Source organism: Dactylosporangium sp. NPDC050588 (assembly GCF_040654975.1).
In the GTDB taxonomy this organism is placed as follows: domain Bacteria; phylum Actinomycetota; class Actinomycetes; order Mycobacteriales; family Micromonosporaceae; genus Dactylosporangium; species Dactylosporangium maewongense.
Genome location: NZ_JBFAJA010000013.1, coordinates 82,392 through 94,894, shown reverse-complemented (window position 1 = coordinate 94,894; position 12,503 = coordinate 82,392). Strand labels below are relative to the sequence as shown.

At 70.3% G+C, this 12,503-nt stretch carries 8 protein-coding genes; 1 reads left to right on the top strand and 7 read right to left on the bottom strand.

Annotation, left to right across the window (positions count from 1 at the left end):
* Positions 1-887: 887 nt before the first annotated feature.
* Complete coding sequence (locus tag AB0I21_RS11185; RefSeq protein WP_360560233.1) at positions 888-1,799, bottom strand: chlorophyllase; 912 nt, start codon at positions 1,797-1,799, stop codon at positions 888-890.
* Between the two features lie 73 nt (positions 1,800-1,872).
* Between AB0I21_RS11185 and AB0I21_RS11180 the strand changes: the two genes are divergently transcribed.
* The gene (locus AB0I21_RS11180) at positions 1,873-2,490 is read left to right on the top strand and encodes a Pr6Pr family membrane protein (protein WP_360560232.1); all 618 of its coding nucleotides are present in this window, start codon (positions 1,873-1,875) and stop codon (positions 2,488-2,490) included.
* Here AB0I21_RS11180 and AB0I21_RS11175 read toward each other — a convergent pair.
* From AB0I21_RS11175 to AB0I21_RS11150, 6 genes are all read right to left on the bottom strand, one after another.
* Positions 2,443-4,869 (bottom strand): FAD-linked oxidase C-terminal domain-containing protein, encoded by a 2,427-nt coding sequence (locus AB0I21_RS11175; protein WP_360560231.1) that lies wholly within the window; start codon positions 4,867-4,869, stop codon positions 2,443-2,445. The genes AB0I21_RS11180 and AB0I21_RS11175 overlap by 48 nt on opposite strands.
* A gap of 151 nt (positions 4,870-5,020) precedes the next feature.
* Positions 5,021-6,022 (bottom strand): chlorophyllase, encoded by a 1,002-nt coding sequence (locus tag AB0I21_RS11170; protein WP_360560229.1) that lies wholly within the window; start codon positions 6,020-6,022, stop codon positions 5,021-5,023.
* Positions 6,023-6,307: 285 nt separating this feature from the next.
* Positions 6,308-6,484 carry a DUF6104 family protein gene (locus AB0I21_RS11165; RefSeq protein WP_344503667.1) on the bottom strand — a complete coding sequence of 59 codons (177 nt, stop codon included), beginning with the start codon at positions 6,482-6,484 and terminating at the stop codon, positions 6,308-6,310.
* A 103-nt stretch (positions 6,485-6,587) separates the two neighbouring features.
* Positions 6,588-10,334 carry a multifunctional oxoglutarate decarboxylase/oxoglutarate dehydrogenase thiamine pyrophosphate-binding subunit/dihydrolipoyllysine-residue succinyltransferase subunit gene (locus AB0I21_RS11160; RefSeq protein WP_360560227.1) on the bottom strand — a complete coding sequence of 1,249 codons (3,747 nt, stop codon included), beginning with the start codon at positions 10,332-10,334 and terminating at the stop codon, positions 6,588-6,590.
* Positions 10,335-10,539: 205 nt separating this feature from the next.
* The gene (locus AB0I21_RS11155) at positions 10,540-11,466 is read right to left on the bottom strand and encodes an ABC transporter permease subunit (protein ID WP_360560225.1); all 927 of its coding nucleotides are present in this window, start codon (positions 11,464-11,466) and stop codon (positions 10,540-10,542) included.
* Between the two features lie 85 nt (positions 11,467-11,551).
* Positions 11,552-12,463, bottom strand: coding sequence for an ABC transporter ATP-binding protein (locus AB0I21_RS11150; RefSeq protein ID WP_360560223.1), 912 nt, complete (start codon positions 12,461-12,463; stop codon positions 11,552-11,554).
* Positions 12,464-12,503 lie beyond the last annotated feature (40 nt).

Sequence of the window (12,503 nt, the reverse complement as noted above, 5' to 3'; positions counted from 1 at the left end):
GCGGCGCTGCGACCCTGTGGACGGGCTGTGGGGTGGCGGCGTTGCTTCCCTGCGGGTGGATTGCGGCGGCGCTGCGACCCTGTGGACGGGCTGTGGGGTGGCGGCGTTGCTTCCCTGGGGGTGGGTTGCGGCGGCGCTGCGACCCTGTGGACGGGCTGTGGCGGTGGCGGCGTTGCTCCCCTGTGGATGAGTTGTGGTGGCGGCGTTGCGCCCGCTTGGACGGGCGGTGGCGGTGTCGTTGCTTCCCTGCGGGTGGGTCGCGGAGGCGGCGTCGCGGCCCCGTGGACGGACTGTGCTGGAGGCGGCGTCGCGGCCCCGTGGACGGACTGTGCTGGAGGCGGCGTCGCGGCCCTGCGGACGGGCTGTGTCGGCAGCGTCTCTTCTCTGCCGACGGACTGTGGCGCGGCTGGCCGTGGGTGCGGTGGGGCATCCGGGCGCGGCGCCGTGCTCACGCTTCTGGGCAGTGCGGTCTCCCGCGCGGCACGGGTTGCCGGGGCGGGAATCTGAACGGTGGGCCGTGCTGGTGGCGGGGCAGTGCAGCCCGGCGACGGCCACCCAACAGCGGCGGCGCCCGGCGGGGTGGGGTGGAGGCCGGCCAGGACGCGGGCGTTGCGCAGGCGGGTCAGCTTGGTCGTATGGCGGGTGGCCAGGCCGTGCCTGCGGGCCTCGGCGAACTCCGCCTTGGCCCGCTGCCGCTCCTCGCGACGGCGGGTGTGCTCAGCGGCCTGGGCTGCCAGGCGGGCGCGCCAGTCGATCTGCCCGGTGGCACAGCGGCCGGCGTCAGGCGCTTCCAGCGAAAAATATGGTCGTGGCACGGCCTGCCTCCCCCGAGAGCCGAACTCACCGCCTCGATTCCTATGCTAGCATATGACCATAGCGTCTCAGGATCACAGGCGATCGTCGAAGGAGGGGCCTTGCGGGAGTTGTCGGCGGGCCGTGGAGTCTCCGTAGAGCTCGAGCCGCAGGAATGCCAAGGTCAGCGAGCGGACCTCGGCGTAAGAGGTGATGCCTGGGCGGAGGTAGGGGTCGTTGTGGTTGCCGCCGGGGACGGTCAGCATCGCCTTCGACCAGGGGACCAGCTCGTAGGTGGCCTTGCCGGAGGCGTAGGAGACCAAGGGGTCGGCGTCGCCGTGGACGAAGAGGAGCGAGGCCGGGGTGCCGGTGAAGGCGGTGCCCACGCCCAGGCCGCTGCCGGCCAGGACGATGCCGGCGTGGAGGCGGGCGTCGCGGCTCGCGGTGAAGAGGCCGACGGTCGTGATGGCGCCGGCGGAGTGGCCGGCGGCTGCGAGGCGGGTGTTGTCGATGCGTTTGCCGAGCGGGCCGGCGAGCACCTGGCTCAGCACGAAGCTGGCGTCGGCAGGCTGGTTGAGCACGTCGTAGACGTCCAGGCGGGGGGCGCTGCGGGTCGTGTTGGGATACGCGGGGGCGATCACCGCGAAGCCGGCCGATGCCCATGCGGTGAGCAGCGGCGCAAAAGCCTCGGGGGTGCCGTTGAGGCCGTGGCTGAAGATGACCGCCGGCACGCGGGTGGTGGACGAGGGCATCCAGATGACGGTGCGCAGGACGCGGCCTTCACGGCTGTAGGTCACCTCCTGGCGCGACACGTCGAGCGCGGCCCGCGGCACGGGGAGAGGGGGTAGCGGCGTGACGTGGGCGAGTTGTGGGGCGACGGTCGCGCCCGGGGAAGGCGACGGCGTGACCCACTTGGCCGGTGCCGGCTGGCCTGTGCAGCCAGCGAGACCCGGGGTAGCGAGGCCGGCGAGGCCAGCGGTCAGCAGGGCCACGACGAGTCGGCGCATGGCATCCAAGGTACGAGGCGGACACCACGAACAAGGCTGGCCCAGCGGGCGATTTACGGCTAGGTTGCGGCGCATGTCCGTCGTCTTCCGGGTGCTCACCGCGGTGAGTGCGCTGACCGGGATCGTCCTGCTGCTCGACTTCACCAACGGCGACGGGGGAGTGTTCATCTACTTCACCGTGCAGAGCAGTGTGATCATCGCGGTGGTGTCGGCCGTGGCGGCGCTGCGGCCGGTGCCGGGGTGGGTGCGTGGCGCGGCGACGCTGTACAGCTGCATCACAGGCACGGTGTATCACTCGTTGCTGGCGAATCCGTCCAGCCCGTTCCACGTGGTGGATTCGGGGGCGCACGCACCGCACAACCTGCTGTTGCACACGGTGACGCCGATCCTCGCCGCGGTCACCTGGCTGTTCGTCGACAGGGAGCCGGTCCGCTGGTGGTATGCGGCCGTCTGGCTCGGCTACCCCTTGGCGTATCTGGCCTTTGCGCTGGTACGAGGTGCGATCGTCGACAAGTATCCATATCCGTTCGTCGACGCGAACGAGCTCGGCTACGGCGGCGTGACGATCTCGGCGCTCAGCTTCACCGTGGCGTTCTTCCTGCTTGGGCTGCTGCTCATCGGGCTGGGCGAGGGAATCCGGCGATTAACTGGGCAACAGCGCGCCGGGGTTGAGGATCCCGCGGGGATCTAGCGTGCGCTTCGCGGCCCGCAGCACGTCGGTGAAGAGAGGGTCCCGCTCGAGCCACGGCAGGTGGTCCCGGCCGACCGCGTGATGGTGGGTGATCGTGCCACCGGCGCTGGTGATGGCCGTGCTGACGGCGGCCTTGATCTCGTCCCAGATCATGACCTCGGCGCCGCGCCGGGCCGGCGTGATGATGGTGAAGTAGGGCGCCGGGCCGTCCGGGTACGCGTGAGTGATCCGGCAGGTGACCACGGCGACGCGGGCCGGGGCGGCGGCCTGCGCGGCGGCGATCACGGCCGCGTGCAGTGCCTCGAAGCGGCTCCACGTGCACGCGGTCTCGACGGTTTCGACGATGAGGCCGAGCCTGATGAGGGCATCGCGGGTGTACGGCGCCCGCAGAAACGACGATCGCCAGTTGCCGACATCGCCGCTCCGCCCCGAGCTGCCGCCGGCGACGCCTCTACCTGAACGGCCGGAGCCGGCGAAGCCGCCGCTGGACCGGCTGGAGGCACCGGAGCCGCCGCTGGAGAGGCCGTGGCGGGAGCCACCCGGACCGAGGCCGTCACCGGAGCCGGCAGCGCCGCCGGAGTGTTGTGCGGCGCTGTCGGAGTTGGGAGTGGAGCCGCTGGCGTTGTGGGCGGGGCGGCTGGAGTCACCCCGGTCGGGGGTGTTGTCGGAGTCGGCGGCGCCGTTGGGGTGGTGAGCAATGCTGTAGGGACGTTCTGCGGCGCCGGCGGGGTTGGGGATGGAGCCACTGGAGTCACGTGGGTCGAGGGTGTTGTCGGAGTCGGCGGCAGCGTCGTCGGAGTGTTGAGTGGCGCTGTCGGGGTTGGGGGTGGGGCCGCTGGCGTTGTGGGCGGGGCGGCTGAAGTCACGTGGGTCGAGGGTGTTGTCGGAGTCGGCGGCAGCGTCGTCGGAGTGTTGTGCGGCGCTGTCGGAGTTGGGGGTGGAGCCGCTGGTGTTGTCGGCGGGGCGGTTGGAGTCACCCGGGTCGGGGGTGTTGTCGGAGTCGGCGGCGCCGTTGGGGCGGTGAGCACTGCCGTAGGGGCGTTCTGCGGGGCCGGCGGGGTTGGGGATGGAGTCACTGGAGTCAGCTGGGGCGGAGATGTAGTCGGAGTTGGCGGCGCCGTGGGGGCGTTGAGCGGTGCTGGGGGAGTTGGGAGGGGAGCCGCCGGTGTCGGGGGTAGGGCGGCTGGAGTCGTCCGGGTCGAGGGTGTCGTCGGAGTTGGCGGGGCTGGTGGGGCGGTGGGCAGTGCTGGCGGGGTTGGGCGTGGAGGCGCCGGTGTTGTGGGCGGGGCTGGTGGGGTGGGGAGTGTGGGCGGGGGTGGTGGGGGTGCCGCCGTGGTCGGCGCAGAGAGTGAGGGCGTCGTCCAGGAGGGGCACGGTCGGGCCTTCGAAGCCGAGCAGCAGCCGGGCCTGGCCGTCGGTGGCGCCCGCGTTCAGCATCGCCTCCAGGGGGTCGAGGAGGCGGCAGTTGCTGGGGCGGAGGCCTGCCTGCAGGAGGGCGCGCATGGCGGCGATGCCCTGGTCGTACGCCGGGAAGGCCACCGACGTCGAAGCCTTGGCCGTTGGGCGAGGCGTGACACGCAACCACGCCTCCACGATCACGCCCACCGTCCCCTCCGAGCCCGCGAACAGGCGGTCCGTCGACGGGCCGGCGCCGCTGGACGGCACCCGCAGCGACTCCACCGGGCCCTGGGGCGTGATCACCCGCAGGGCTGAGACGGCGTCGTCGATGCGGGTCGGGCCGGTCGCGTAGTGGCCGGCGGCGCGGGTCGCGATCCATCCCCCGACGGTGGAGAACTCGAAGCTCTGCGGGTAGTGGCGCAGCGTCAGGCCGTGCGGGCGGAGGGCCTGTTCGAGGGCCGGGCCGGAGACGCCGGCCTGCACCCGGACGGCGTGGTTGACGTCGTCGATCTCGAGGACCCGGCCGAGGCGGGACAGGTCCAGCGACACCCAAGGGGCGTCCCCGCGGTATTCGACGCCGCCCACGACGGAGGTGCCGCCGCCGTACGGGACGACGGCCGCCCCCACCGCCTCGGCCCAGTCGAGCGCGGCGACGACGTCGTGCCCGGTCCGCGGGAAACAGACCAGGTCAGGAGGGTTGTCGAGCCGGCCGCGCAGCGCTCGGATCACGTCGCGGAAGGCCTTGCCGTACGTGTGCGACGCCCGCGTCATCGAGTCGGCGGCGAACGCCTCCTGCATGATCGACGGAGGAATCAGGCGCGGCGGGGGCAGGACCGGGTCGTGCGGCATCGGCAGCACCGACCCGTCGATGGGCATCCACGGCCGTAGCGATGTCTCGGCGAGGCGCCGGCAGGCGTCGTCGTCGAGGGCCTCGTCGGCCCAGCCCCAGCCCCACCACGACCGTTCCCGCCACGCGGCCATTGACGGAGAGTGCCACAATCCGACACGTTCGGCCACTGTCCGAGGGGCAGGTCATCGGTATTCTGTCGGCCATGCCCGATGAGCGCATTGACCCAAGCCAGAACACTCAGGCATTTCAGGCGTGGGTGGACAACAGCAACAACGAGACGGCTCAGCCCGCCGCGACCGGCTCCAAGGTCGGCCTCATCGTGGCCGGCGCCGTCGTCGCGGTCGTGGTGATCGCCGTCGTGGTGTTCGCGCTGCTGTAGATCCCCACCGATTCGAAGCGGGTCACCCCGTCGAGCCGGGCGTCGTCGTCCAGCCTGGCCTGGGCGATCTCGTCGCCGTCGAGCGCCCAGGCGAGGAAGTTCAGCAGCGTCGCCATCGCCTGGTGGTGCCCGCGCTCCGGGTCGTTGGTGGCGGCGCCGTGCTCGCCGCCGATGATCGTCAGGAACGCCTTCGGCCACGGGTCCGCGGCGTACGACGTGCGCCCCTGCTCATACGCCACGACCGGGTCCTTGTCGCCGTGCACGAACAGCAGCGGCACCGGGCTGCCCTGGTACTTCCCGGCCGGCCGGCCCGCGAAGATGACCCCGGCCTTGAGGCGCGGGTCGCGGTGCACCGTGAACAGCCCGTCGGTCGTGGTCCCGCCGCCGGAGTGCCCGATCGCCGCCATCCGCTCGGAGTCGATGCTGTCGGCCAGCGGATTCCCGGGCTGCAGCATCTGCGTGATGATGAACGACGCGTCCAGCGACTGGTTGGGCACGTCGAACTTGTTGAACTTCGGCGTGTCCTTCTTCGTGAACGGGTACGCCGGGGCGACGACCACGTACCCGGCCTCGGCCAGGAACTTGGTCATGCCCTCCTGCATCTGCGGGTTGCTGTAGAAGCCGTGACTCCACAGGATCAGCGGCAGCTTCCCCGGCAGCACCTCGGCGCTGACCTGCACCTGCCCCTTGCTCCGCCGGGAGGAGCCGCGCGTCGGGTACCACACGGTGGTGGGTAGCGGCCGGTCCTTGCCCCGGGCAAAGTCGAAGTGCCGCACGCCGATGGCATGGCCGCTGACCCGCGTCGCCTCGGCGCCGGCCGCGGCGGCCAGGGGCTGCTCCTCCGCTGCCCCTGAGGCCGAAAAAGCGCCGCCCAGAAGGAGCAGGGCGGCGGCCAGGAGCGACACGGTTGCGGATCGGTTGCGACTTCGGGGCACGTACAGAATGTAGGTGCCCCATGCGCTACGCCGGGATCACCCGACTGGGGACAATCGATTGTCTTGCCGGACTACACCAAGTTGTTCCCGAACGACCCAATTGGCGGATGCGCCCCGCAGTCACATTGATGTGCAGCGCCCGATTGCACTGATAAATCGGATATGTCCGGCATTTCGGCGACCATCAAAGCCGACCGTTGTGGTCGCTGCGGCAGGTGTACGACCAGTGCCCGCGCGGGCGTGGACGGACATCGGTCAGTCCTCGTCGTCGTCCAGGCGGGCCAGGTAGACGGCGAGGCGTTCGATCGGCGTCTCGAACTCGGGGTTCTGGTCGACGAAGTCGCGGAGGCGCTCGGCGAGCCACTCAAGCGTGACCTCCTCCTCGCCTCGGCGCTGGGCGAGCTCCTCGATGCCGCGATCGGTGAAGTACATGGGCACCTCCAAAGGAACCGGGGAGGGCGCGAGCCCTCCCCGGAACGGAACGAACGAACGAACGAACGAACCAAACACATGGAACCAGCGAAACGACAGAGGGTCAGCGCTTCGGCAGCGCGGCCTCGATGAGCGCCTGCTGCTCGGCGTCGTGGAGCTTGGTGGAGCCGACCGCCGGAGCGGCGGCGGCGGGGCGGGAGATGCGGCGCAGGCCGACGCCCTGGAGGTGCTCCAGGAGGTTGAGCGCGATGAACGACCACGCGCCCTGGTTGGCCGGCTCCTCCTGGACCCAGGCGAAGTCCTCCGCGTTGGGGAACTGTGCCAGCGCCGCGCGCAGCTCCTCCACCGGCATCGGGTAGAGCTGCTCGACCCGGATGATGGCGGTGTCGGTGATGTCCCGCTCGGTGCGCGCCTGCAGCAGGTCGTAGAAGACCTTGCCGGAGCAGAGCAGGACCCGCTTCACCGCGGCGTTGTCCAGACCGGCGCCCTTGATGCCCGGGTCGCCGAGGACGGTGGCGAAGGTGCCGCTGGTGAAGTCCTCGACGGGGGAGACGCAGAGCCGGTGGCGCAGCAGGGACTTGGGCGTGAAGACGACGAGCGGCTTCTTCTTCGGCGACAGCGCCTGGCGACGCAGCAGGTGGAAGTGGTTCGCCGGGGTCGTCGGCACGGCCACCCGCATGTTGTCCTCGGCGCACAGCTGCAGGTACCGCTCGAGCCGCCCCGACGTGTGGTCGGGGCCCTGGCCCTCGTGCGAGTGCGGCAGGAGCAGCGTCACGGCGGTGCGCTGGCCCCACTTGACCTCGCCGGAGGAGATGAACTCGTCCACGATGGACTGGGCGCCGTTGACGAAGTCGCCGAACTGCGCCTCCCACATGACGAGGGCGTCGGGGTTCTCGACGGAGTAGCCGTACTCGAAGCCCATCGCGGCGAACTCCGACAGCAGGGAGTCGTAGATGAAGAGCTTCGCGTTGTCCTTGATGAGGGCGGACATCGGCATGTAGTCGCTGCCGGTCTCGGCGTCGACGATGCCGGCGTGCCGCTGCACGAACGTGCCGCGGCGGGAGTCCTGGCCGGAGAGCCGGACGGTGACGCCCTGGTTGACCAGCGAGCCGAACGCGATGACCTCGCCGAAGCCCCAGTCGATGTCGCCGGCGGCGGCCATCTTCGCGCGGCGGTCCAGCAGCTGCTGGACGCGCTTGTGCGGGGTGAAGCCGTCGGGGAGCTTGACGTGCGCCTCGCCGATCGCGTCCAGGACCGAGGCGTCGATCGCGGTCTCGACCACCGGCTCCGGCTCGGGCTCGCGCAGGCGGGTGAGGCGCGACGCCGGGTTGGACGACGCGTCGCGGGTCGCCTTGAACACCGTCTCCAGCTGCTCGTGGTAGTCCTTGAGCAGGGCCTCGGCCTCGGTGATCGGGATGTCGCCGCGGCCGATGAGCTCCTCGGTGTAGATCTTCCGCACCGAGCGCTTCTGGTCGATGATCGCGTACATCAGCGGGTTGGTCATCGAGGGGTCGTCGCCCTCGTTGTGCCCGCGGCGCCGGTAGCAGACCAGGTCGATGACGACGTCCTTGTTGAACGCCTGGCGGTACTCGAAGGCGAGCCGCGCGACGCGGACCACGGCCTCCGGGTCGTCGCCGTTCACGTGGAAGATCGGCGCCTGGATCATGCGGGCGACGTCGGTGGAGTACAGCGAGGAGCGCGAGTACTCCGGCGCGGTGGTGAAGCCGACCTGGTTGTTGACGACGACGTGGACGGTGCCGCCGGTGCGGTAGCCGCGCAGCTGCGACAGGTTGAGCGTCTCGGCGACCACGCCCTGGCCGGCGAACGCGGCGTCGCCGTGGATCAGCAGCGGCAGGACCGTGTAGCCCTCGAGCTTGAGGTCGATCGAGTCCTGCTTGGCCCGCACGATGCCTTCGAGGACCGGGTTGACGGCCTCCAGGTGCGACGGGTTCGCCACCACGGAGACGGTCGTGGCGTGCTCGCCGTCGGGGTGGGTGAACTTGCCGGTCATGCCCAGGTGGTACTTGACGTCGCCGGAGCCGTGCGCGGACTTCAGGTCCAGGTGGCCCTCGAACTCGGAGAAGATCTTCTCGTAGGGCTTGCCGACGATGTTGGCCAGCACGTTGAGGCGGCCGCGGTGCGCCATGCCGATGACGACCTCGTCGAGGCCGCCCTCGGCCGAGTTCTGCAGGATCTCGTCGAGCAGCGGGATCAGCGACTCGCCACCCTCGAGGGAGAAGCGGCGCTGGCCGACGTACTTCGTCTGCAGGAACGTCTCGAACGCCTCGGCGGCGTTGAGGCGGTTGAGGATGTGCTTCTGCTCGGCGGTGTCGGGCTTCTCGTACGGCTTCTCGACCCGCTCGGCGACCCAGCGGCGCTCCTCCGGGTCCATGATGTGCATGTACTCGACGCCGACGCGGCGGCAGTAGGAGTCGCGCAGGACGCCGAGGACGGCCCGCAGCTTCATCTTCTGCTTGCCGGCGAACCCGCCGACGGGGAAGACCCGGTCGAGGTCCCACAGCGTCAGCCCGTGCTCGAGGACGTCGAGGTCCGGGTGGCGGCGGATGCGGAACTCCAGCGGGTCGGTGTCGGCCATCAGGTGGCCGCGGACCCGGTAGGCGTGGATGAGCTCGACGACCCGGGCCGCCTTGTCGATCTGACCCTCGCTGGTGCGGGCGACGTCACGCACCCAGCGGACCGGCTCGTACGGGATCCGCAGCGCCGTGAAGATCTGGTCGTAGAACCCGTGCTCGCCGAGCAGCAGCTCGTGCATGACCTTCAGGAACTCGCCGGACTGCGCGCCCTGGATGATCCTGTGGTCATAGGTGCTGGTCAGCGTCAGGATCTTGCTGATGCCGAGGTCGGCGAGGGTCTCGTCGGACATGCCGGCGTAGGGCGCCGGGTACTCCATCGCGCCGACGCCGATGATGGTGCCCTGCCCGGTCATGAGCCGCGGCATGGAGTGCACGGTGCCGATGCCGCCGGGGTTGGTCAGCGAGACGGTGGTGCCGGCGTAGTCGTCCATGGTCAGCTCGTTGCGGCGGGCCCGGCGGACGATCTCCTCGTACGCCGACCAGAACTGGCGGAAGTCCATGGTGTCGGCGGCCTTGATGCTCGGCACGACCAGGGACCGCGAGCCGTCGGGCTTGGCGAGGTCGATCGCGATGCCGAGGTTCACGTGCTCCGGCTGGACCAGGTTGGGCTTGCCGTCGATCTCGGCGAAGGAGTTGTTCATCTCCGGGTGCGCGGCGAGCGCCCGGACCATCGCGAACCCGATCAGGTGGGTGAAGCTGACCTTGCCACCCCGGCCGCGGGCCAGGTGGTTGTTGATCACGACGCGGTTGTCGGACAGCAGCTTCGCCGGCACGGCGCGCACGCTCGTGGCGGTCGGCACCTCCAGCGAGGCGTCCATGTTCTGCACGATGCGGGCGGCGACGCCCCGCAGCGGGACGTGCTTCGCGCCACTCGGCCGAGCGGCCTCGGCCTTCGCGGCCGCGGCCTTTGGCGCCGCCGGAGCGGCCTTCGGGGCGGCCTTCGGAGCCGCAGGGGCCGCGGCGGGCGCCGCCTTCACGGGCGCGGGTGCCGCCTTCGCAGGTGCGGGCGCGGCCGGAGCGGCGGGGGCCGGCGTGGTCGTGGTCACGGCCGCCGGCTCAGCCGCCTCGGCGGTCGCCGTCGAGGTGCCCTCGGCGCCGTCGCCGCTCGGCTTGTAGTCGGCGAAGAAGTCGTGCCACGCGGGGTCCACGCTGGCCGGGTCGGCGAGGTACCTCTGATACATGTCCTCGACGATCCACTCGTTCGGGCCGAAACCCGCCAAGGGGTTCTCCTGCGAGTTGGTCGCTTGGGTCGACACGGCTGCTGATCGCCTCTTCCAAACGGAGTAGCTGGGGTCACGGATCCGCGTCAAGGCTACGCGCTGCCTAACGCTCGTTCGTCGCCGACGCCGCCGGAGTGACCATGTCGACGGCGGCATGGGTCCATCCCATACAACTGTGGCCGCCATCCGGCGGCCACAACTGTCGTAGATCTGCCTGACAGGACGGATCAGAGGATCGGCGTCACGCGATGTCGCGCTTCCGGGTGATCAGCGTGCCGATGGTGCCGAGGACGACCGCCCACACGATGAGCACGACCGCGCCGGCCCAGCGTGGCGGCAGGTCCACGCCGCCGAGCTGGGTGGCCAGGCCGCCGACGACGTGCGACGACGCCAGCGGCGGGATGTAGACCGCGCTCTCCAGGACCCAGTCCTTCTTGATCACCAGCTCGTGGATCAGGGTGAGGACGATGATCGCGGCCCAGGTGCCGACGGTGTAGAGGCAGGCGGCGGTGATCGTCGCGCCGATCTGGCTGCGGATCAGCACCCCGATGCCGATGCCGAAGACCGCCCACAGCACGTACACCAGCAGGTTCAGCAGCACAGCCTGCTGTGCCGTCCAGTTGCCCAGGCTGTTGGTGAGGTCCTCGGCGCCGAAGTAGAGCACCCCGCCGACGACCGAGATCACGGTGGTGATCAGCCAGAACAGCACGCCCGCCAGGCCCGCCGTGATGAGCTTCGCGGTGATCACCCGGGTGCGGCGAGGGGTCGCGAGGAATGTCGCGGTCGCCGTCTGGTGGTAGAACTCGTTTGTGATGATCAGGATCGCCACAAGCATCACCAGCAGCAGGCCGAAGAACTGGCCCGAGGTGTAGATGTTCGCGGCGTACTCGGCGAGCTTGCCGGCCGTGTGCGCCTTGGCGACCCTGGCCTGCTCCGCCTCCTGGAACTGTCGCTGGTCCGCCTCGAACTGGGCCCGCTGCTCCTCGGTGAGGTTCGGCGGCGGCTCGGCCTGCTGGTAGTTGGCGTAGTTGTTGGCCAGCTCCGAGCTGGTCTGCTCGATGTTGATCCAGAGCGCCAGGCCGGTGAAGACCAGCGAGATCAGCAGGAAGATCCACCACATGTTCGTGGTGCGCACCTTCAGCAGCTCGCTGCGGATGAGCCGGATCATGCCGTCACCTCCGCTGCGCTCCGGCGCCGGCCTGATCCAGACACTGCGCTGATGATGACCAACTCCTCGCTCCGCTGCGGGTCGCTCATCGGATGGCCGCCTTTCCCTGGGTCAGTTCGAGGAACACGTGCTCCAGGTCGGGTCGCTCGTTGACCAGCTCGTGCAGCTCGACCCCCGACTGCAGGGCCAGCCGGCCGACGGCGGGGGCGTCCAGGCCGGTGACCACATGGCTGTCGTTGCCGTTGGGCTGGATCGAGGCGCCCGCGGCCCGCACCGCATTGACCAGCTCCGGCAGGTTGGGCGTCCGCACCCGGGTGCGCGGCGCGCTGGAGTTGCCGCCGACGATCTGCTCGACCGGGCCCTGGGTGACGAGGCGGCCGGCGGCGATGATGACGACGTCGTCGGCGAGGATCTCCATCTCCGACAGCAGGTGGCTGGAGACCAGCACGGTGCGGCCCTGCTGGGCCAGGCCCTTCAGCAGCCCGCGCATCCAGCGGATGCCCTCCGGGTCGAGGCCGTTGGCGGGCTCGTCGAGGATCAGCACCTGCGGGTCGCCGAGCATCGCCTGGGCGATGCCGAGCCGCTGCTTCATGCCCAGCGAGTAGCCGCGGAACTTGCGCTTCGCGGCGGGGGTGAGCCCGACCAGCTCCAGCATCTTGTCGACCTGGGTGTCCGGAAGGCCGGCCGCGGCCGCGACGATGCGCAGGTGGTTGCGGGCGGTGCGGCCCTTGTGCGCGGCCGAGGCCTCCAGGATCGCGCCGGCCAGCCGGAGCGGCTCGGCCACGTCGGAGTAGCGCTGGCCGCCGATGGTCGCGGTGCCCGACGTCGGGGTCACCAGGTTGAGGATCATGCGTAGCGTCGTGGTCTTGCCGGCGCCGTTGGGGCCGAGGAACCCGGTGACGCGGCCCGGCTCGACCACGAACGACAGGTGGTCGACGGCCGTGACGTTCTTGTACCGCTTCGTCAGGTCGGAGACCACGATCTGTCCGTTGGACAACGTGCCGCTCCCTCCAAGAGAGTGAAGTCGTCAATATGGC